Annotated in this window: 15 protein-coding genes; 10 read left to right on the top strand and 5 right to left on the bottom strand. The window is 44.0% G+C overall.

All coding sequences use genetic code 11. The features are described from left to right. Nucleotides 1–6: 6 nt before the first annotated feature. Genes ACYQ3Q_RS01610 through ACYQ3Q_RS01625 form a run of 4 tightly spaced genes read right to left on the bottom strand, consistent with a single transcriptional unit; the run spans nucleotide 7 to nucleotide 3,201 of the window. Nucleotides 7–1,059 (bottom strand): hypothetical protein, encoded by a 1,053-nt coding sequence (locus ACYQ3Q_RS01610; protein ID WP_459926926.1) that lies wholly within the window; start codon nucleotides 1,057–1,059, stop codon nucleotides 7–9. Next, nucleotides 1,037–1,876, bottom strand: coding sequence for a hypothetical protein (locus ACYQ3Q_RS01615; protein WP_459926927.1), 840 nt, complete (start codon nucleotides 1,874–1,876; stop codon nucleotides 1,037–1,039). Before ACYQ3Q_RS01615 ends, ACYQ3Q_RS01610 begins: the two co-directional genes overlap by 23 nt. Before the next feature lie 48 nt (nucleotides 1,877–1,924). Next, nucleotides 1,925–2,293 carry a hypothetical protein gene (locus tag ACYQ3Q_RS01620; RefSeq protein WP_459926928.1) on the bottom strand — a complete coding sequence of 123 codons (369 nt, stop codon included), beginning with the start codon at nucleotides 2,291–2,293 and terminating at the stop codon, nucleotides 1,925–1,927. Between the two features lie 14 nt (nucleotides 2,294–2,307). After that, entirely contained in the window at nucleotides 2,308–3,201 is an 894-nt protein-coding gene (locus tag ACYQ3Q_RS01625; protein WP_459926929.1) for a hypothetical protein, read from the bottom strand. 589 nt (nucleotides 3,202–3,790) lie between these two features. On the opposite strand from ACYQ3Q_RS01625, the gene ACYQ3Q_RS01630 reads away from it, so the two are divergent. The 10 genes from ACYQ3Q_RS01630 to ACYQ3Q_RS01675 all read left to right on the top strand — a co-directional run bounded on the left by ACYQ3Q_RS01630 (nucleotide 3,791) and on the right by ACYQ3Q_RS01675 (nucleotide 12,634). Then, entirely contained in the window at nucleotides 3,791–5,284 is a 1,494-nt protein-coding gene (locus tag ACYQ3Q_RS01630; RefSeq protein WP_459926930.1) for a metallophosphoesterase family protein, read from the top strand. Between the two features lie 399 nt (nucleotides 5,285–5,683). Then, a complete protein-coding gene (locus ACYQ3Q_RS01635; protein WP_459926931.1) occupies nucleotides 5,684–6,967 on the top strand; it encodes a VTT domain-containing protein in 1,284 nt (427 codons plus the stop codon). Between the two features lie 46 nt (nucleotides 6,968–7,013). Then, nucleotides 7,014–7,565, top strand: coding sequence for an RNA polymerase sigma factor (locus ACYQ3Q_RS01640; protein WP_459926932.1), 552 nt, complete (start codon nucleotides 7,014–7,016; stop codon nucleotides 7,563–7,565). Next, nucleotides 7,562–7,849: a hypothetical protein gene (locus ACYQ3Q_RS01645; RefSeq protein ID WP_459926933.1), complete on the top strand. Its 288-nt coding sequence runs from the start codon at nucleotides 7,562–7,564 to the stop codon at nucleotides 7,847–7,849. The genes ACYQ3Q_RS01640 and ACYQ3Q_RS01645 overlap by 4 nt, the downstream gene beginning before the upstream one ends. After that, on the top strand, nucleotides 7,846–8,775 hold the full coding sequence (locus ACYQ3Q_RS01650) for a zinc ribbon domain-containing protein (RefSeq protein WP_459926934.1): 930 nt from the start codon (nucleotides 7,846–7,848) through the stop codon (nucleotides 8,773–8,775). The genes ACYQ3Q_RS01645 and ACYQ3Q_RS01650 overlap by 4 nt, the downstream gene beginning before the upstream one ends. A 14-nt stretch (nucleotides 8,776–8,789) precedes the next feature. After that, nucleotides 8,790–9,443, top strand: coding sequence for a DedA family protein (locus ACYQ3Q_RS01655; RefSeq protein ID WP_459926935.1), 654 nt, complete (start codon nucleotides 8,790–8,792; stop codon nucleotides 9,441–9,443). Continuing rightward, entirely contained in the window at nucleotides 9,440–10,012 is a 573-nt protein-coding gene (locus tag ACYQ3Q_RS01660) for a phosphatase PAP2 family protein (protein WP_459926936.1), read from the top strand. Before ACYQ3Q_RS01655 ends, ACYQ3Q_RS01660 begins: the two co-directional genes overlap by 4 nt. Before the next feature lie 172 nt (nucleotides 10,013–10,184). Beyond that, nucleotides 10,185–10,760, top strand: a complete 576-nt coding sequence (locus tag ACYQ3Q_RS01665; RefSeq protein WP_459926937.1) for an undecaprenyl-diphosphatase — start codon at nucleotides 10,185–10,187, stop codon at nucleotides 10,758–10,760. A gap of 103 nt (nucleotides 10,761–10,863) precedes the next feature. Next, nucleotides 10,864–11,406: a Chromate resistance protein ChrB gene (locus ACYQ3Q_RS01670; RefSeq protein WP_459926938.1), complete on the top strand. Its 543-nt coding sequence runs from the start codon at nucleotides 10,864–10,866 to the stop codon at nucleotides 11,404–11,406. 22 nt (nucleotides 11,407–11,428) lie between these two features. Further along, a complete protein-coding gene (locus tag ACYQ3Q_RS01675; protein ID WP_459926939.1) occupies nucleotides 11,429–12,634 on the top strand; it encodes an MFS transporter in 1,206 nt (401 codons plus the stop codon). Nucleotides 12,635–13,191: 557 nt separating this feature from the next. Here ACYQ3Q_RS01675 and ACYQ3Q_RS01680 read toward each other — a convergent pair. After that, nucleotides 13,192–22,089 carry a GNAT family N-acetyltransferase gene (locus ACYQ3Q_RS01680; protein ID WP_459926940.1) on the bottom strand — a complete coding sequence of 2,966 codons (8,898 nt, stop codon included), beginning with the start codon at nucleotides 22,087–22,089 and terminating at the stop codon, nucleotides 13,192–13,194. Nucleotides 22,090–22,114: the final 25 nt, after the last annotated feature.

Raw genomic sequence — 22,114 nt, forward strand, 5'->3', positions numbered from 1 at the left:
GCTGCGTCACACCTCCAGTTCGTGATCAATCTCCCGCACATTTTCCGCAGGTTCAAGAGGGGCAGGAAGCACCCTGTCCAGCTTATATACGATAGCTTCCAGGGTTTTAAGCGCAGTTTTATCCAGGTCGCCCGATTGTCCGGCGGCAATGACCAGGGTGTAAATCTGATTTAACTCTGTCCGATTAAAAAGCTCTGCCCGGTTTTCAGGCAGAGCCAACAGATATTCCAGCAGCCGTTTGTCTTCCGTCGCCATGCCAAAAATACCCTTGTGAAAGATATGATAGCTGATTTCATCGGTGCTGGTGACAGGTTCCCTGATGTTGTCTTTGGACAGCATGTAAACAGGAACCTTATGCTCCAGAGAGTCAAAGGCGTCTTTGGGTGTGGTGAATACCATATCGTCATGGGTGTAGCCGTAGCTGTGGAAGCGTTCCTTTACCATGGCGGCAAGGTATTCGTCCAGGATTCCGGCGGTGGTATTTAATATTCGTATCTGCCTTGCTTTGCACAGAACATCTTGCAGCCGCTGTTCATCACCCACCTCATAGCGCAGGGTTTCAATCTCACCGTAACGCTGGCCGATGCTGTACCAGTTAGTGTTGTACTCGTCGATGTCAAACCTGCGGATGTATCCGTTGCTGCTGTCGGGATGCTTGAAAACCGCCTCAACCGCCTGTGCGTTGAAGCAGTTTTTCCGCACATCCTCGATATGCGTTTTGTAGTCCAGCTCAAAAACATGGCCGACGACAGTTTTGTCCTGCAAGGCTTCGATCTCTACCGCGAAGGCTTTTACGTTTTCGCTGGAATGATTATAGTAGTCCCAGGTGTTAAAGGCGTGGGTGTTTCGGATATAGACGTCCCGTTCTTCAAAACACCAGGTGCCGAACCCTCGGGACAGCCACAGGAAATGTCGGCTGCCGCGGCTGTCCTCCACGGCTCTTTGCAGCCTTTCGACGTCAAACTCAAAATCGGATTGATAATGCTCAGTGTTGTGCTGCATGATTTTCCGCAGGGTGTCTATCACATCCACATTCTCAAATCTCATCATCGTACTCATCCTGTTCCTCCTGTTCCTCTGAAAGCTCGGGATCATCTTCATAAAAACGGCTGTATCCCTTTGAGCCATATTCACTGACGGCTTCTGCTTTCAAAAGGTCTTTGCCTTTCAGATAATTGAAGCAGGAGAGGATGATTTTCATCTCATCCTCTCCTGCTTCCCGTTCTTCACCTTTACCATAGGAAAAGGTATGGGACTGAACAAAGAAGTCTTTTCCGCCGTTGTCGCAGTGGCGCTCCATAAAGTCGATGTAATCATCTGTGTTATAAATCATCGTGTCATGGGGATTTCCAGGTATAAAAAAGGTTACAATCTGACTATCGTTGTTGTTCAGGGTGATTTCAGAAAATACAATTTTACTGTTATCTGCGGTAATCAAATCGTCTAACTTTGCTTTTTGGTACTCGCCGAATTCGTTATCATCTTTCCAGCGCCATACAATGTTCATACTGTCAGGTGTAATGCCCTTACTCTCCAGAAACAGGCATTGCTGTTGAATCTTTAAAAGCGAATTTCTGGCGTCAAGTGAATGTATCCACGGGCTTGAATAATGCTCAACTGCTTTCCCTTTGAACAGGATGTATCCCTCATGGTCCTGCGTCATGTGTTCGACGCCGTGAAGAAACGGCTGTTTATATTCGCCGCTTATAACTTCCTCATACAGCTTGTTAAATGCCTCGATGCCTCTGTCATTCAAAAAACCGTTCACAGCCATTTCGGTAAGCTTTAAATGAGTTGGACAGAGCAGATTGCCGTCTTGCGTGTTGTGTATGATTGCGATTGCTTTATCGAAAATGCTTAGATTTGTTTCAGACATTATATTCCTCCTTCCTTTCATAAAGCTGGAACCTGACACTTGTTGCCATTAGTCCACCTCCAGTTCTTCTTCAATTTCGGTATCAGGCTCCGAGGCGAGTTCACTTTCCGACAACAGGCGGGGAATATCGGCGCAGTGCTCCGGCAGGCTCTGAGGCTCACTGGTTTGTGCGTTACAGGTTTCGATGACCATGCCGTAATTAAGCTTGGACAGATTGACTTCGCCGTTTGCATAATCTTCCTTGAATTTCATAAAGCCGACCGTAGCGGTTTCGCTGTCATAATCCATATTGCCCGCCCTGATTTCACCGCCGATAACTGCATACATCGCTTCCGCATCGGTGGTAGCGGCAATCAGTCTGCCGCTTGCGTATTCCTTCCACTGGTTGCAGTTGAAAATCAAATGAATTGTTTGCACACTATCCCTCCCGTTTACATTTCCATTTCATCGTCAAGCTCATCATCCAAGCCGCAATCAAGCTCGTCCTTCTCTTCATGTTCCTGAATTTCCTCCAGGATGTCCTCCACGCTGGCGTTGTCCCAACGTTCTTGCAGAATTTCCACAATATCCTTGCACTCATCAGGCAGGTGCTCTTTGATACTGGCCTGCACGTCCCTGAAATTGCCCATAAACCCCCAGCAGCTATCCACTTCCTCGGCGTTTTCGTACAACTTAAAGCCATAACATTGGCCGGTAAGGTAGTAGTCATATTCTTTTACTTCACCGTCCAATAACTTTTCAGCCTTTTTAATGGTTTCAGGCGTGACCTCTCCGAATTCCTCCTTTATCTTATCGTGGGGAGCATAAATCCACCCTAAGAGGCCGCTGTCCCAAGGGCAGCTAAACCCAGTCGTGTTTACTGTCAAGCCGCTATGGTCGTACATATAGACAGGAAGAATACAATATGCTTCTTCAGATAGTGTTTTCAAGTCCTGCCACTGCATTTGCTCAAGGATCGCTTCGCTCAGTTCGGTTTCGCTGCCTTTTATCGGCTCGGAGAGGGTATATTCGGTATACCACTTCTTGAAAAAATCAGCGTAAGAATTAAGCTCCCATTCATGAGCGGACTTGTTATATTCCAACTTCAAACCATCCACATTGCCATTCTTAATATAGGAAATAACATCTTGATCCGGGATACTCTCCTGCACCAGTTTTTGAAAGAACTCTTCCGCGTCGTCGTAGTGATGTTCGTCGCCCAGCGTGTACCGCCTGTGGAAGCAAACCATTGTACCGAAATTCTCCCATTCTTCGCGCGGATTTGTCGGCTCGTCATCGGGCACAACAAACAGGGTGTAGGGCCTCTGTGTTGCCACCATCGGCATGGGTATCACATCCTTTCTAAGAGATATAGTTACAGATCTTTATTAACTTTGAATACAAAAAGCCGCCCACATGGTAGCAGCTTAGTTCGTTGAAAAAATTTATATTTGATATTTATGTAATTATCCTCAAAAACAATAAAGAAAAAACAAGCTTTTTACCAAAGAATTGGTAAACGGATAAGTTATGCAGCATCGAATTGGCTGGGAATTTCCTTCTTCTTTACTCGAAGTATTGCCGACATGATTCGAATACCTTTTGCCGTGGGTCTGTAGCGATACGAACGAGGGATTTTCGCAATTAACCCATGGGCTCTCAACTTCGCTAGAAGCCGAGTTGTTTTACCAACTAGGCGGGGGTTATACTGCATGCTACGCGGATAGATAATCCTTCGAATATCAGCATTGCTGAATCCTTTAATGTGATTTTTACCGTCGAGAATAGCGGCAAAAATTATTTTTTTGGCTCTATTTCAGAGAATCTTATTCTCGCACCATACTATAATTGGTATAGAAATGGTAGACATGTTTAATTTTCCATAAAGTAATGAAGAATATAATAAGGAGCGGGAGACAAAGAAAGGGGTATGAAATGAAAATAAAAAAGATTATTAATTTTACAATAATTATCTTATGTTTATGTCTTGTCGTAGGTGTTGGTACGTTTATCTACAATACCATAAGTAGTTATGAAATCAGTAACGATTTTGTAAGTGTTCCACTTCAATTCAACCCCGATGACTCGTCTTCAACTTATCAAATGAAGAATGCTCAGGTCACAGTTTATGGCGGTTTTGTAAAAGGCATCCAAAAGGGTAAAAATGGTACTGAAAGCCTTGTCATAAGAGCATTATCCCCCCTACCGACGATACAAGTAAAGGGTAGTAATGCTGCTGACATCTTGTTATTGATTGAAAATATAAACCCTGATTTTTATGTAAAGAGCATTAGCGGTAATAACCAACCCATGACGAAGGAGACGGTCAACACCTTACAGTTAAGCATTGCAGTGAGTGCCGAGAAAACTATAAAAATTGAACCGGTACAGCCAAGCGACGCAGACAACACAGGAAAATATAAATACATCATCCTCGGTGATAATAGGGATGGCTATGATACCTTTGAGCAGATTATCCAGCAGATAAATGGAGAAAATCCTGTGTTTGTTATTGACAATGGGGACCTTGTGTTCAGTGGAAAACCGAACCAATATAGACTGTTTGACCAGACGGTATCAAAAGTCTCCACAACCCTCTCCACAACTCTCGGCAATCACGATATTCGTGGCAATGGGCGCAGCACCTATACAATGCTGTATGGCCCGGCGTATTATTCCTTTGATTTTGCAGATAGCCATTTTGCGTTTTTGGATTCATCTCCCGGATGGTCTGAAAAACAGGCGATTACAGACGAACAATACACATGGCTAGAAAAGGATTTGAAAAAGGCCCAGGGAAAACGCATTTTTGTTATTACGCATATACCACCCCATGACCCAAGAAGCGGTGTAACCGCCAATGAAATTCCAAACTATGTAAACGCAGTGAAAAGCGGCGAAAATTGGGCGGAGCAGAAATTAGATAATTACAATGAAAGCAAGGATATGGAGCATGGCTTCCAAGACCCACAGGAAGCGGTAAAGTTTGAAAATCTTATGAGTGCCTACCATGTAGATACCGTGTATTTATCCCATATCCATAGCTATTTGGAATACACTAAAGATGGTGTGCGCTATCTGATTTCAGGCGGTGCAGGTGCAGAGCTATTAACCAAAAACAGCTATTACCACTATATGATTGCAAAAATTGATGTTAATACAGCCACAATCGTGGAATTGCCCTCACCTGCAAACAACTATCTAACGAGATATGGGGCAACGGTGCAACTCTTTGCCATTGCAATGTATGAAGAAAATCCGGTTGCGGTTGTATTAGTCATTGCGGGATTCGTATTACTTATATTTTTGTTGATTGTCAAGGTTTATTTACGCAAAAAGCAGCCAATTGATACTCTGTGGAAATGGTTGAGTGATATCGGCAAATATGCTGTGAAACGGTTTAAGGAGTTGTTTGGTAACAGAAGTTAAAAATTGAGGCAGTAATCGAGCTATAACGAAATTAAAAGAGCAAATCAGTCTGAAGGATAAAAGCATATCAAAACTAACCACCCTTGGGACTATCACGGTCATATGTCTTTCGCTGGTGGCTATTGTAGCGACCTCTTGGATAGAACTGCGCAAGCACCAGAGTAAGCAAGATTAGAATAAACTATAAACGCTCCAATATAAACGAGACCTCCACCCATTTTTACGGATGGAGGCCTTTTATTGTGATCTCATTGAATAAATGAGATATTATTTACGAATAAGCTAAAACTTTTTCTGATTATAAACGTGTAATCATTAAAGGCTTAAATAGAATATGGCTCACCAGAAAATGGTAGCCTATAAAGAGAGTTAGTTAAGTTGACTCATCAGGAGGTTAAAATGAATTTCATAACGGATCTATTCAATCAATATGGATATATCGTATTATTTGTTGCACTCATGCTGGAACTTATAGCTTTTCCGACACCAGGGGAAGCCTTAATGACCTACTGTGGGTTTCTTGTATTTCAAGGAAAGTTAAATTTGGGGATCAGTATTATTGTTGCAACCCTGGGAGTTATATTGGGCATTACGATTTCTTACTTTATTGGCCGCACTTTAGGGACTCCATTTTTTCAAAAATACGGTTCTTACATTCATTTAGGGCCAGATAAATTGGAGAAGACGTCACAATGGTTTGAAATGTACGGCAATGGTTTGCTGGTTATTGCTTACTTTATACCTGGGGTAAGGCATATTACAGGCTATTTTTCAGGAATTGCCAAGATCCCTTATGAAAAATTTGCTTTAAATGCATATATTGGTGCTTTTATTTGGACAGGTACTTTTATTTCCTTAGGCAAGATTTTAGGATCGAATTGGGAAAAATTCCACGGTGCGATTAAGAAATATCTGATTATAGGTGGAATTGTTCTTGCGATCGTTTTGTTATGTATCTATTTCTATCGGAAATATAAGGTATCCATCATTGACTTTATCTTTAAATCGTTAGAAAACGGAATCCAAATATTTCATTCTCTTGGGAAGATAAAAGTAGCTATCGTTGGAGTTGCTGCAATTTTTTTTGGCTTATCGATTGTCTTGATTGGACTCATTCAGGACCTTTTAGCCCATGAATTTAGCCAATTTGATACAGTTGTTACGTATTTAGTGAGCTTGATCTTTCCAGAAAACTGGTCCTCTGTAATGGGATTGTTTAAGCTTTCAACGGCTCCGGAAGTGTTGCTTGCCTTGACGTTGCTGATATTGACGTGGATTATCCTCAAAGGCAGGAATCGACTTCTGGAAACAGGGTTTCTTTTCATTACCGTTTTTGGGGGAGCGCTATTGGAAGTGGGATTGAGACTTATTTTTCATCGCGTGGGTCCGAGTGGAATTATCTCCACCTTTCCCAGTCAAGAAACCTTATTAGCCGTAGTTGTCTATGGCTTTGCCTCGTTTATGGTATTGCGTCATGCCAAAAACAGGTGGATTGGCACATTGCTGTTCATCATGACATTAGGTGTTTGTATAGTCACGGGCCTAACGGTCATCTTCTTAAAGATACAATATCCGAGTGATGCTGTCGCTGGTTATGTTTTTGGTGGAGTCTGGTTAATTTTAAATATTGTGGTGATGGAAGTTTATCGTGTCTTACCCAAAATCCCGCGTGATCCAAAGTAGAACATATTACCCTAATGCTGGCCGAAGATTGAGGTGATCGTGAATTGTGGAGGAGAGCAACTTAATAAAAAAGTGTCAGCGAGGGGACAAAGAAGCATTTCAATTATTGATAAGCCAGTATCACCCTTTAGTCTATAAATTCCTCGTAAAAACAACCGATAATGAACAGACTGCCGAGGATTTAACCCAGGAAACTTTTATAAAGGTTATCCGGAATATTGACAAATTTGACACGGCTGGTCAGGCGAAGTTCTCAACCTACGTTATCGCGATTGCCAAAAACGCCTATATTGATTATTTAAGAAAAGAAAAAAGGCTCAAGCAGAATGTTCCTCTTCCTGAAAACTTCAATGTAGAAAATGTCAATATCCAGGTTGAGGATATCGTTATTGATAAGTTATACGGGCAAGGAATTTTAGCGAAAGTGGAAAATTTACCTGAAGAACAAAGAATAGCCATCAAGTTGAAATATATCGAAGGTCTAACCCTGAAGGAAATTGCTGGTCAGCTCAATCTTGAAGCCAAAACCGTAAAAAGCAGGATTCATAACGGTATTGTTAGGTTAAGAAAATTATTAGAGAAGGGTGATGAAAGATGAATATAAAAGAAATTGATCAAAGGGCGACAGCCGTTTTATTAGCTTTATTGGACAGGGAGCTCGATCTGAAGTGTATGCAGCTTAAAGAAAAACAGAAGGAAACGAAATTACAAAAGATATTCTTTTTAAGCTGTCTCTTTATTTTATTTTCTTTTTTATTACAAGCCTTGTTTAATGTCATTAACTTAAATTTCTTATGGATCTTTTTGATTTATCAGGCTTTGGCCTTATCTCTTTTAACACCTTTCGTGCTTAATTTTAATAGAGGGGGTATATCGCGATGAATAGGCTGGAGGAGTTCATCCGTAAGCTGAACTTTAAAAAGGCAACTATAACCTATATTGTCATTTCGGGGGTACTTTTGCTACTCTGCTTATCGAGCATAGCGTATGTATCGATGGATAAAATTTTCATGGTCATAGATTATCAAAGAGTTTCCGATACCTTTGCCAAAGAGGGTGTGACCGATAAGTTAAAAACCCAATTACAGAAGTTAGCCTCTGACTCAAAGGATATCAATAATGTGGTTGTTTTGGATAAGGATAAAACGATTGTTTTTAAAGCCTATAATAACCTTATCGGCGACAAGACAAAGCTACAATTGATACCGTATGGAGTGGGCAGTGGATACCTCCAGGACAGAGACAATCCAGATCAACTTTATAAGGTTGTTAAACAAGAAAACATGATTCTAAACAAAGACTATATTCCAAATGATCAACAGGTAAGGCAGTCTATTGAGGATGAATTGTCTTACGAAGCGGATTTTACCTCGAAAGAGGTCTATTTACTGAACTATTTAATGGACAGAAGCACTCAAAGCAAAGTTCTTATGATAAGGACGGTAAATCCCATACCCTATGCGGAAAGACTCCTTGAAATTACAGGGGTGGTATTAGGATTGATCATGGCAATCTACTGGATAGGTTTAGCTCTTTGGGTCTACAAAGATGCGGGTAGAAAGAAGTTGAATGCTTCGTTATGGGGATTACTGATTTTAATTACAAATTTGGTTGGGTTTATTGTTTATCTGATCTATAAACAAAATAATCTAACCTGTTACAAGTGTGGAGCTTTGCAGAGCAAGTTCAATTCTTTCTGCAGCAATTGTGGGAGCGAGATTAATGAATCTTGTCATAATTGCAAGGCGATGATCAGTAAAGAGGATAACTATTGCAGTCGATGCGGGAGCAAGGTTGACCGATTTTGAGGAGGCAATGAAACGTGAATTTTATAAACTATGGCATTGATGTTTTACTTCATCTTGATAAGTATTTGAGTGTGATTATTCAGAACTATGGCTATGGTACTTATTTGATCCTATTCTTAATCATCTTTTGCGAAACAGGGTTGGTAGTCACTCCGTTTCTCCCAGGGGACTCGCTCTTATTTGCGGCAGGTGCCTTTGCGGCGATAGGTTCCCTGGATATTAAGCTATTGCTTTTGATCATAAGTATAGCTGCAGTGTTCGGAGATACCGTTAACTATGCCATTGGTAAATCGATAGGTCACAAGATCTATGAGATGGAAAATGTTAAATTGATTAAAAAGGAGCACTTGTTAAAAGCACGTGATTTCTACGAAAAATACGGAGCTGTAACGATCATCATAGCCCGATTCATCCCTATTATTCGTACCTTTGCTCCCTTTGTCGCTGGTATAGGGGAAATGCGATATATGAAATTCCTTTCTTATAATATAATTGGCGCGCTGTCTTGGGCGGTCTTGGTTTCGTTGGTAGGCTACTATTTTGGGAACCTGCCTGTGGTTAAACATAACTTTTCGTTAGTTATCTTTGCCATAATCTTCATTTCGATTATGCCAGCAGTTTTTGGACTTATGAAGCAAAAACTGAAGATCGGAGAAGACAAAGCATGACCGTTATACAGAGTTTAGATTTGGTGTTTTTGAACTTTATTAATAATAACTTCTTTCACAATTCTTTTATGGATAAGTTAATGATTATACTCACTTCCTTGGGCGATATGGGACTCATTTGGATTCTAATATCTATAGGCTTATTGATTACTCCCAAATATAGAAAGGTTGGCTTCATGACCATTTGTGCATTAATATTAAGCTCGATTTTAGGTGAGGGATTATTGAAGCATCTCATACAAAGGCCAAGGCCTTTTATAGCTGATCCAACAGTTCAGCTTCTTATCACAAAGCCTCTATCCTATTCCTTCCCATCAGGACATACTACTTCCGCGTTTGCAGCGGCAGGAATACTTGTGAGGATGGTAAAGAAATACAGAGGCTATGTGATCGCCTTGGCTTTGATGATCGCTTTTTCGAGGATGTACCTCTTCGTTCACTATCTTTCAGATATAATCGGAGGGATTATCGTAGGACTTATTTGTTCAAAAGTTGTATTGTACTTCTTTGAGCTTGGGAGTCAATGGGCTACTCATAAGGATGAGGGCAAAGGGGGTATTAGTATATAAGTTTCAGGTACCCTTATACTGAAAACTTACCAGAATTGGTATATTACCTTCACCCTAATATTTGTAAGTCAAAATTCATAAAGGTTAAAAAGGAGTTAGGTTTTGCAACCTAACTCCTTTTTTAACGTGTAATAGACATGACCGAAAATAATCAAAAGGGGCAGATGGATAAATGTTTATGAATGTACCTGTATTTAATGCAATTAACGGGGTTGCCCAGGTGAATGGAACGCTTGACGAGATCATGATTTTGTTTTCAAACTATAGTCCACTTTTCTTTGTGGCTGCACTTACAGCACTCTATCTTTATGGAGTTTATCGTAAAGATAAAATGTTTAGATATGCAGCAGTCGATGCATTGGCCATAACTCTAATGAGTTTATTTTTAGGCTTTGTAATCGGCATATTTTATTATGAACCAAGACCTTTTGTCACTGATCATGTTAATTTACTAACACCCCATGCTCCAGATGCTTCTTTCCCTAGTGACCATTCTTTAGGAACAATGAGTATAGCGTTGGGGATTAATAACAGCTATAAAGTTTTTGGGGCAATATTGATTATCTTATCTTTACTCGTAGGTGTCTCAAGAGTCTATGTCGGCGTTCATTATCCAATGGATGTGCTTGGAAGCTACTTGATCGTGTTGGTAGTAAACTTCACTTTCCGGCGTTTATTATGCGAAAAAATAAGAGGCTTATATTCTAAAGTAGAAGAGTATTTATTGAAGCGTATTAAACGTGTTTAACAAAAGCAGCTTTTAACACTTTTTAAAAAAGCTTGATATTGTAACGAATATTACAACGTGATAATATGTGAGTGTAACGAATATTACAAAGGAGTATTGCTTTATGGAAAAAGGGAAATGGCTAGTCTTAAATTATAATCTACCCACAGAACCCTCAAGATATAGGGTTGCAACCTGGCGTGGACTAAAAAAATTAGGAGCTGTGAATCTCCACCAATCCATGTGGATTTTGCCTTGCAATGAAGAGAATTACTCTGCCTTAGCGAGATTAGCCGAAGACATCGAAGATAAGAGTGGAGATGCTCTCCTGATGGAAAGCGTATGTGCGGATGAGAGATACGAAGAAAAGATAATCACAACATTCAATACAATTCGAGATGAAGAGTATAGCGAATTTATTGATGAAAGTGAGAAATATCTTAAGGAAATAGAAAAGGAAATCTCCATTGAAAAGTTCACTTTCGCGGAGCTTGAAGAGGAAGAGGAAGAACTACAAAAGCTGATATCTTGGTTTCACAAGATTGAAGCACGGGATTTATTTCATGCTTCTGAGGGAGATAGTGCAAGGACAAAACAGGAGCAGATCGGCGAAGCTTTCGAAAAGTATAGCGAGTTAGTTTTTCAACATAACCAAAACGTAAACTGATAATGACAGGAGTGGGAGCTTCATGAAGGATGAAAAAGAAGGTAAAAAAATACTGGGAATCGAACGAAATATTTTCTTTGTGGGATTGACCAGCTTTCTTACGGATACGGCAACCAAGATGATCTATGCGATCATGCCTTTGTTTTTAATGACCCTTGGCGCGACGAAAACCGAACTTTCATTAATCGAAGGTATAGCAGAAAGTACGGCCTCGGTTCTTAAAGCTTTGTCTGGTTGGTGGAGTGACAAAATTGGAAAGAACAAGCCCTTTATGATTATCGGATATGCGTTTACAGCTTTGCTTTCACCCTTATTTGCTTTTGTGACGACTCCGCTGCAAGTTCTAATCGTTAGATTCACTGAAAGAATTGGGAAGGGAATTAGAACGGCTCCCAGAGATAGTTTAGTTGCAGGTTCGTCGGAAGCGAATACAAAAGGGAAAAATTTTGGTTTCCATAAAGCGATGGATAATAGTGGGGCAATCCTAGGACCTCTTTTGGCTACCGGAGTTTTACTTCTTTTTCCCAGAGATTATCGTAAAGTATTTCTTTTGGCTGCTATACCGGGTTTATTAGGCTTGGCTTCGATTATTTTCTTTGTGAAAGAGGCAAAAAGAGATAAAACAGAGCGCCTGGGAAAAATTTCTCTAAAGGACTTTTCACCTCGATATTATGCGTTTATGGTTATTATTTTTATTTTTACCCTAGGTAACTCGACAGATGCTTTGCTCCTAATCAAAGCTAGTGATATTGGAATTCTCGATTCATTTATTCCCATGATCTATCTTATCTTTAATGCAGTTTCTGTGCTCTTCGCGATTCCAGCAGGAATGTTATCAGACAAAATAGGCCGCGAAAGATTGATCATCTTTGGCTATCTCCTTTATTCAGTGATCTATTTTGGCTTCGGCAGAACAAGCAGTCCAGTTGTACTTATTCTCTTATTTGCCTTCTATGGTCTTTACAGTGCGGCAACGGATGGAGTTCAGAAGGCAATGGTTTCAGACCTTATTGACAAAAATAAGAGCGGCACAGGCCTTGGACTATACAATAGTATTGTAGGTATTACACTCCTTCCGGCCAGTGTTATTGCAGGTTTACTTTATGATAATGTCAATAATCAGGCCCCGTTTTATTACGGATCGGTTATGGCTCTCGTTGCAACATTTCTAATGATAATTTTTCATTGGAGTGGGAAAAGAACTTTAAAACAATGCAGCAACAATTAGAGTATTTCCTGGGTGCGATACTCCCAAAAATGATTAGCAAGAAGACGGAGGCAGAAGGGTGCTGGCTCTACTGGTCGATTTCATCTAAAGAAAGTATTACGGCATACGCTTGTCGACACGTCCCGAGTAAGGGGTAGTTTTTCGCTAGATAGGCAAGGACAGAGAGAATAGCCTGCTGCGCTCTGGATGGAAGATATTTTCAAATAACGTCGACTGATTTGGCTTAATTTAGGATAACTTTTTAGTTGATAGCTAAAGTTTAGTACATAATATTCGTATTTAGTGCATTAATACAGTTCGGGGGAAGTTCAAAGGGACTCCCGTCCCTGGTCGTCTCTGAATAAAGGGGCATAGTCCGCCGCCTAACGTTAGACGCCATTTCGGAGGTGGAAAGATGAATGTGTTAATTTTGAATATAGGTTTTCAAAATTGAGGGTTGCTTTAGAGGATGCTCTGAAGAACCAGAACAGCGTCTAACAACGATCTAATTACAAGAGGGGGATGGACATGGCAATACTATCTGGATTGGCAATAAAAGCAAAGCCTGGGAAAGCGGTTTAAGCATATTCCGCCTCCCAGGCTTCTTTATTACGGGCCTTCTCTGTCTCAGCCGCGGTGTTTTCGTCAAAAATGACTTCCTCTTGCTTTTGGAGTTCCTTAAACTCCAGCTTGGTATTGATCTCCGCCTGCCGCGCCGAATACTCGTTCAGGCGCTGTTCAAATTCAAAGGGCTTTTGGACTTCCTTCCTGGCTTCTTCAAGCTGAGTTTGGGTATCCGCCAGCTTTTGCTCCATATTCATCAGCACCGCCGGTATCTTTTCAACCACGTTTTCAAGCCTTGTGATATCGCCGAGCGGTGAGTCGCCAAGGTGCGTGCTGTAGACGTTATCACCCTTTATCAGCAGTTCCAGTTGGTCAAAAGCGTTTCGGATGAGGAAAAGGTGGAAGCCTCTATATTCACCAACCGCTAAAGGTTCGCCTTTTACCGCAAGGTCGTTCAGCTTTGCAAGCAACATGAGCTGCTCTCCGGCCTTGACACGCTCATCATAGGTTTTGCCATCAATCACCGCCGAAAAGTCTTTCCCCTCGGTTTTCTCCCGCAATTCCATGTCTTTGCGGATGCTCGCAATCTTCTTTTCACAATAGGCAATGGTATCGGGGTATTGATCCTTAATATTTCGTTCCAGGGTCAGACGTTCATTGTTCCAGTTGCCTTTTAACAGCTTCAGTCGTATAACCTCGTTGTCCACTTCCATTTTTTCTGCCAGCAGAGGATTTGAGGTCGCAATCGCCTTGACCTCGGCAGCGGAAAGCACCGTTTCATCCATATCCTCACAGGAGCGGGAAATGCTCTTACCCGTCATCACCTGTGAGATGTACTTCAATTTTTGCTCCTGAATCTGCCAGAGATAAGCATCAAACGTACCCTTCGTGACATACCGCAGGATTTTGACAACAGGGTTTTGATTGCCCTGGCGAAGTATCCTGCCGTCGCGCTGCTCGATATCCGATGGGCGCCACGGGCAGTCCAGGTGATGGACCGCAACCAGTCTGTCCTGCACATTGGTCCCGGTGCCAAGCTTGCTTGTGCTGCCCAGCAGGATTCGGATTTCACCCATGCGCACCTTTTCAAACAGGTTTTCTCTTTGCTCGTCAGTTTTGGCATCGTGGACAAAGGCGATTTCATCGGCCGGCACACCTTTTTCCGTCAAACATCTTTTCATTTCATCGTAGACGTTAAACTGTCCGGGCTTTGGCGTACCGCTGTCGCAGAACACAAGCTGTGTCAGTCTTTGCTCAGAGCTTTCCTGCCAGATATCAAGGACGTTTCCAATGGCTATATTCAATTTGCTGTCCGGGTCATTAGGTGCATCTTCGTAAACTAGGCGGGGATCAATGGACATCAGTTTCGCTTCACCGGTGAGTTTAAGCATGTTATCTTCATCCGGCTCAACTTCACGCTTGCGGATTTTCTCCGCACGCTCCACAAAGCTTTCCATAATCATCTTCTGGAAGGGTGTAGCTTCGGTGGCAATAATGGTGGCCTTGCCGTCCTTGATTTCGGGAACAGGCAGATTCAACATATCGGCAGTCTGGATATCCGCCACAAGCTGAAAGATGTTCATCAACTCCGGTAGGTTGTGGAATTTCGCGAAGCGATTCCGCATACGGTAGCCAGAGCCTTCCGGCGTGATTTCCAGAGACGATATCACTTCACCAAAGGTGGCCGCCCAGGAATCGAAATAGTTGAGTCCCAATCTCGCCAGCATCTGCGGCTGCAAATACCGCTGCAGGACGAACATTTCACTCATGCTGTTGGAGATAGGTGTGCCGGTAGCGAATACCACGCCTTTACCGCTGCCCATTTCCTGCAAATACTGGCATTTCAAAAGCATATCCGTCGCCCGCTGACTTGCAGACCGGCCAATACCTGCCACATTGCGCATTTTAGTATAGGTAAAGCAGTTCTTATAGGCATGGGCCTCGTCCACAAACATATAATCCACGCCAAGTTGCTCAAAATTCAAAAGGTCATCCTTCTTTCCCTCTGCCGCCAGCCTGTCGAGGCGAGCTTTGAGGTTGTTCTGAAAGATGACCATTTGCTTGATCGCCCAATTTTCTCCCTTTTCTTCTTTTATCTTTTTGATGATATAGGAAAGCTGGTTGATCTCGTTATTGATCTGCGCTTCCTGCCGTTCCTTGGAAATAGGTATTTTTTCAAACTGGGAATGGCCGATGATCACAGCGTCATACTCACCCATAGCGATTTTGGAAACAAACTTGTTCCGGTTCTTCGCTTCAAAATCTTTTTTGGTAGTAACAAGGATGTTGGCCTGCGGGAAGAACCGGTAAAACTCCTTTGCCCACTGCTCCGTCAGGTGGTTGGGCACCACATAGACGGGTTTCTTGATGGCGTCGATATTTTTGAGATACATGCTCGCCGCAATCATCGCCGCCGTTTTCCCTGCACCCACAACATGACCGGCCAGTCCCGTTCCGGAGTAGATAACCCGTGCCGCAAAGTTCTTTTGATGGGGCCTTAGCTCCATTTCCTCGCTCATGCCGGGAAAGATAAGGTGGCTGCCGTCATAGACACGGGGGCGGATGGTATTGAATTTCTCATTGTATATTTTAAGCAGGATATCAGTTCTGTCCTTATCCTTAAACAGCCATGAGGCAAAAGCTTCCTTGATTTGAGTCTGCTTTGCCCGTGCAATCATGGTCTCATTGGCATTGACCACGTACCGCACCTGGCTTTTACCGTTATTGTCCACATAGGGGACCGGATCGCGCACCGTGGTGGATTGGAGATTGAGGCAATCCTCGAAAATCTGATAAGCATTGACCCGCTTTGTGCCGTAGGTGTTGTTGACCTTGACGGAGGTGGGCTCCCTTGTCTTTCCGTTGACGCGCCAGGTGGTGGTGTATTCCATATAGTCAACCGTAATTGAGTCCCTTAGATAATCCGTAGTGCCAAAGGTCTCGTGCATGAAATGCTGGAAATACTCGATGGTTATCCAGGGACTTCCGATGCGGAAGTCGATGTCGGAGGGTTCCAGCCATTTGGGCTGCACCGCTTCAAGGGCCTGCACGTTTCTCTCCAACAGTTCGGGATATTCTTCAGCCTTCTGTTTGGCATAGAGCAGCTTATCCCGCACCTGTCCGCTCAGATATTCCTCATTCAGTTCCCAGCCTTCATAATAATTGCCGTAGTATTTCTGCGGATTGAGATAGATGCGATCCCCAAGCTCATTGATAAGTTCATCTGCCGATTTGCCGGTCAACTTTTCCATATACGGCAAATCAACCTTCATTTTTTGGTTCAACGATATTTCAAGAGCTTCCTTAGCTGTTTCGGCATGGGTGGGACGGTGATAGGACTTGATGGTGGCCTTATGGAAAATGGGGGCCTTGTTCCATGATTTTTTATCCTTGCTCTGATCCTCAATGGAACGGAGCAGAGGAAACTGGTCGTCATCGGAGAATACGGCGATGTTGGCCTTGTCATTGATGGCGCCGCATTGTCTAACAAAACGGTCGTACATCTCATTCAAAGTTTTCTGCGCCTGCTGCAATTCGTCAGGTGCGTAATCATGGGTCTGAATTCGGATGACTTCCAGCAGCGCCTTTCTGATTTCACACAAGCCCTTGATGCGCTCGGCGCGTTTGCCAGTGTAGTCCTGCGGTATCAGCTTGTTTCGCTCGCAGTAGTAAATCTTATCGTCTTGCACCACATAGGTATAGTTTTTCGTCCCTTCGGGTGCGTCCAGCTCGCCAGCGTTTCCATCTTCGGCTTCCTCTATTTCCTCAAAGGACTGGTCTGCTTCGGCGGTAAAGGCGGCGTGCAAATTTCCGATGGCTCTGTCAAGCTCCGCATAAAGGTCCTGGCCTTCGGGAGCGATACAGGCCGTGCTATCCTCGCGCCCATACATATTTCTGCTAAACTGCATTTCACCCAATACCATCTCCGTATGGTCGATGAAATACTGGTTCATATTCATGTAATCGGGCTTTCTGGAATTGACGAACACCCAATCGGGCAGAGAATATTTATCTACTGTACGCTGAGACTCCAGCTTTTGAAAGAACAGGATGTCCGCCGTAACCTCCGTCCCGGCAAGAGCCTTAAACGCTGTGTTCGGCAGCCGGATGGCGCCGATCAGGTCGGCTCTGCGGGCAATGTATTCACGGACGCTGGTATCTTTTTTATCCATCGTGCCTTTACTTGTGATAAAGCCGATGATGCCGCCGGGCTTTACAAGGTCAAGGGATTTGGCAATAAAATAATCATGGATCAGAAAATCCTCGTTATCATATCGCTTATCATAGAGCTTGATGTTGTTAAAGGGAATGTTCCCGATGGCAATGTCAAAGGAGTTGTCCTCAAAACGGGTGGTTTCATAGCCCTGTACCTGGATATTCGCCGTTTGATAAAGCTGCCTTGCGATCCTGCCTGTGATGCTGTCCAACTCCACGCCATACAGGGGCGTTCCCTCATAGCCTTCGGGAAGAACGGAAAAAAAGTTTCCCGTTCCCATGGCAGGGTCAAGTATTTTCCTGTTTCCCCCCCCTGTAAAGCCAAAGCTCTCAAAGGCTTTATAAATTCGTGTGATAAGCTCCGGCTCTGTATAGTAGGCGGTGACAACCGAATTCAAGGCATCTGCATATTCCTTATCATCCAGCAAGTGCTTCAATTCGTGGTATTCCTTTTCCCAGCCGCTGGCCGTATCGGAAAAGGCATTGGCAAGACCGCCCCAGCCCACATACCGGGCGAGGACAATCTGTTCATCAGTTGTGGTAAGCCTTTTTTCGCTTTCAATTTTGTTTAGCAGCTTGATGGCTTCCACATTGTTTTTGTACTTGGTTTTCACACCGTTTGGATAGAGGGCATAATCCTCGGAATAGCGGAAATTGATTTTGACAGGACGGGGTTTTGAAACAGGCTCCGACACCGGCTCGGTTTCTGATTGGGGTACAACCGTTTGCACAAAGCTTTTATACGGCTTTTTGTCATACTGTGTTTCTTCAATATCCTGCTGCCGATCATGCAGGCCGTTCCAATGCGCTGAAATATCATCGGGTACTGGCTTATCTGCCCACTCGGCTTCCAACTGTGAAAGCTGGTCGGCAATCCAGTCATATTCCTGTTGCAGTTCGGTGTACGACTCATTCTCCACCTCATAGATGACGGCATCTTTCAGGGCGGCACCGTCCTGCGTTGTCATGCCCCATTCAATCTCCTTGTCGGGATATTTGCTTTGGAGCGCTTGAAGAAGCTGGGTTGCTACACTCCGGCGGCGATAATCCTCAAGCACTTCAATATGGCTGATATGAGGAATTCCTTCATACTCGCTGTATTGTAAGGCTCCAACGGGAAAACCGTTATATATTGCTTCACAAAGGAAATCATGCTGTCCGTTGTGATAGTCAAGATGGGTTTCCCTGATTTCAACCTGTATTTTATCGGGAGCATTGGAAGGGCTTTCTTCATTTTCATCTGTTCTCTCAATATCAAATGAACGGGCAGAATTGAGGTCCTCAAGATATCTCCCCTGGTCAATGAGCTTCTGAATATCAATGGCTGCCCGAAGCCAGGTGATTTTTGTTTCGTGCTTTTCTCCTGTATCATCAGTCCAGTCAAACACGATTCCTTTACCGTCGTAGTTTTCAAAGCCGATGCCATGCCTGCCGACAGTATGACCGCCAATACCGTATTCGTTCTTTAACATTTTCTCAAAAGCAGAGCCAGTGGGATGGGTCATGGCAAATTTATAGATGCGCTGTTTGCCTCCGGCGACTCGGCTGCCCTCTAGTAGCACATATTGAATGAGTTCCGCTTCTTTATCCTTCGGGATAGCTTCCATATCGAACAGGTTCATTTGCTGATTGGCAACAGGCTTCGGCATAAAGGGTTCTATTTCGTCAGACCTAGATATATCCTCAATTTGTGTAAAGTCAGCACTGCCGCGGACATTAGGTTCTTCCTCATAACCTGGCTGCTTTTTCGCGGGCTGCGGGGGATAAAAGCCCGTCGCTTCAATATCCGGCTCCGCGTCTTCCTGCGCCGCTTCCATTTCCTCATACTCCGCAACCAGTCTGGTAATGTCCACAAGCGGGGTGGCGAATTTAGCCATGTACTTTTGGATATCGGTGTCTTGCAGGGATTCATATTTGCCTGTACTGTAATCCACCCGAGCCACAACAAAGGTGCCGAAGATGGGTTGGCCGTTTATCATGCGGTTGATGGGCGTGGTTTCAAAGTCGGCATCATCGGCGCAGACGGCATCTATGCCGTCCCCGATTTCAAGGGTGGTAATCAGACCGCCGACTTTTTCCTGTAAGGCATTGTTTCCTCTTGGGATGGCGGTGAGATAGGGCTTTTTCTCCGGCTCCACCACTAGGACATTGATCAATGGCTGCGGTTCGTCCTCTGTCTTTTCTATGGTTTGCGGCACGAGGAAAGCGCCAGTTTCGACCAGTATTTTTATCCTTTCAGCCAGCTCCGTCCAGGACAGCCCGACAACATAGTGGTCAATCAGGAATTCAACGCCGTTATCCTCTACAGCACAGGTGACAACGTGATCGTCAATCCGCGTTTCGCGTTCATCCAGGTCCCGGAAATAGTTGGCCATCAGATATTCATCTATTTCATTGTTATTGGCATGCTCCGCTGCTATTTCATCATGCCAGCCTTTATACACGACTTGCGTATTGCAAAGATAGCTGTCCACACAGGTATACAATTCTTTTTCGCTTGGTTCATTTTTTTCATCGGCGATGGGAGAAGTATCCTCGTCTGCAATGTGCATTTCATCGATCTCATCGGGGATGTTGAAATCTCCGATTTTGTCCGCAAGGCTTTTCTCCGGGATAGGAACCGGATATTCGCCTTCGTCAATAAGAATTTCAATGATGTGGGCAATGGTATGCCAGGGTATGTGTGTATAGCCGTCCCCGAAGTAAAACGACATCCCGTTCACGCCGCGGTGAGTGGTTTTCAGCAGCACATCCATCTGATATTCCGCGTTGCCGTAGTCCTCGTAAATTTTGGACAAGGCGACCGCCTTGTCTTCGAGAGGCATGTTGGTTGCGAATAGCGCTTGAATTTTTTCATACATTTCAATGGGGTAGAGATCGGTGCTTTTTAAAATACCTTCGTAATATTCCCTTACCTGTTCATCCGTGAATTCTACATTTATATAGGAAGCTTTTAGCTCGGCCTGCTTGGTTGCCTCATCCTTGGAATTGCTGTATGCCTCATAGTCAAAGACTTTAATCTGCCACAGCGCGATAGCGCCCTTTACTCTTGCTCCACCACCATATACGATGCTTTCGGCAAGACTGTTGCCCACTTTTTTACCCGTGGCTCTCTGATTGTTTAATTGGTCAATGTCTGCCAGCAGCTTGTGGATGGGGACGATAACCTCATAAACCGTCGAATCCGACATATTTCCGAGGTCGCCGAAGTTTTTTGCCCGTTCAGGGGTATTGGCAAGGTAAACATACCCGCTTGTGCTTTGATAGGACCGACGCCTTGCCTCGCTGGTGGGCAGCAGACCCTCGTCCAAAATCGGAAGCTTTGAGCCTGTGGCATGATACATCACAGCATAGACAGGGAGATAGATATCGCTGTTTGTTTGCAGCCACTCTCTAACAGCCGCCACTTTTTCCGGTGTGGGCACCCCTTCCTCAATGGGAATTGGGAGCACCTTTTCCTTTAGCCTGTCGGCCCACCGCTCCTGTAAGCTCTGTGCTTTTTGCACAAAAAAAGAGCCGTCCGGCGGCGAATCCTGTTCGCTTTCGGACGGCTCTGCATTTTCATTATTTAGGGGCGGCGGGCTTACCTCACCTTGAATACTATCTCGTTCAGCACGATTTCCTCCGCTGCCGACTGCAGGCTGTTCAAGTGGCGGGTCTTCTCCAGGATGTCCTCCGTATCCGGCATCGGTTTGGCCTCCAGCATTTGCTGGGTGATGTACTCGATTTTCTCCACCGCTTCCCTGTATACCCGGTGCATTTTCTCCATCAGAGTGCCATCCATTTTCAAAATCATAAACCGCTGCGGATGGTTTTCGTGCAGGTACTCCATCGCCATTCTGCCGTACTTGCCTAGTGGCTGGTTGTCGTCCTCGCTGTTGTTGGAAATTTGAAGGTTCGGGAGCAGCACTCCGTCCTTCTCGGTGTAGCTCATCTCGATTTTGCTCATGCGTCATCCTCCTTTCCCGTTCAATGATTCTGATTGTCCGTTCTATTTCCAAGAGTATGCCTTTGGAGATGTCGGTTACGGTGTGTCCGAGCCTTGCGATCAGCGGAATACTGTCGAAATGGGCAATGGTCATCATCCCGTCGCCGATATGGATTTCATCGTCCGCAAGGCTGCATCGCTTGCCGATAAAATAGATTACGCTGTCTTTGACAATCTCCTGGATTTGACTGAGCAGTCCGTCCTGGGGCAACTGTGAAAACAGGTGGCCTTCAATGTCAAAGTCGAAATCTTGCAGATAATCGTCTAGGCGCTCGGCAACCGCTTCTTTCGCTAATTGGTTCAGGCACTCGGTAAAATCGGAGGATGTAAGATTATGAGCATAGGAAAGGCGGCTGGTCAGCTCTGCTTTCATCTTATCATCAAGCTGCCAGTTTGTTGGTATGATTTCCCGGCCATTGGTCTGAGAGATATCAAACAGGTGCTTGATGGTCAGCCTGGCATTGTCATACTCGCAGACCGCCAGTCCTATCGCGCCTTTATTGATGTATCTGCCGAATTTGTTCCATATTGGTGTGGTGGCAAGCATGGTGACGTTAGGATTCTGAGCGTATACCAACAGGGCGTTGTCAAAGCTGTATTTATATAACCTTGCCGCAAAACCGAGATAATCCCGCCACGCACCCTCGGTTCGGGTAATGTGGGGCGCGATGGTTTCATAGACCGTCCTCAGTCTTTCATCCTTTCTCAAAATTTCACCTCCTTTTAGTTGACTG

The sequence above is a fragment of the Desulfosporosinus burensis genome (assembly GCF_054657535.1).

Bases quoted from the DNA above. Each gene is read 5' to 3' on its own strand.
- ACYQ3Q_RS01610 (WP_459926926.1), bottom strand. From the start codon at position 1,059: ATGAGTACGATGATGAGATTTGAGAATGTGGATGTGATAGACACCCTG.
- ACYQ3Q_RS01615 (WP_459926927.1), bottom strand. From the start codon at position 1,876: ATGTCTGAAACAAATCTAAGCATTTTCGATAAAGCAATCGCAATCATA.
- ACYQ3Q_RS01625 (WP_459926929.1), bottom strand. From the start codon at position 3,201: ATGCCGATGGTGGCAACACAGAGGCCCTACACCCTGTTTGTTGTGCCC.
- ACYQ3Q_RS01630 (WP_459926930.1), top strand. From the start codon at position 3,791: ATGAAAATAAAAAAGATTATTAATTTTACAATAATTATCTTATGTTTA.
- ACYQ3Q_RS01635 (WP_459926931.1), top strand. From the start codon at position 5,684: ATGAATTTCATAACGGATCTATTCAATCAATATGGATATATCGTATTA.
- ACYQ3Q_RS01645 (WP_459926933.1), top strand. From the start codon at position 7,562: ATGAATATAAAAGAAATTGATCAAAGGGCGACAGCCGTTTTATTAGCT.
- ACYQ3Q_RS01650 (WP_459926934.1), top strand. From the start codon at position 7,846: ATGAATAGGCTGGAGGAGTTCATCCGTAAGCTGAACTTTAAAAAGGCA.
- ACYQ3Q_RS01660 (WP_459926936.1), top strand. From the start codon at position 9,440: ATGACCGTTATACAGAGTTTAGATTTGGTGTTTTTGAACTTTATTAAT.
- ACYQ3Q_RS01665 (WP_459926937.1), top strand. From the start codon at position 10,185: ATGTTTATGAATGTACCTGTATTTAATGCAATTAACGGGGTTGCCCAG.
- ACYQ3Q_RS01670 (WP_459926938.1), top strand. From the start codon at position 10,864: ATGGAAAAAGGGAAATGGCTAGTCTTAAATTATAATCTACCCACAGAA.
- ACYQ3Q_RS01675 (WP_459926939.1), top strand. From the start codon at position 11,429: ATGAAGGATGAAAAAGAAGGTAAAAAAATACTGGGAATCGAACGAAAT.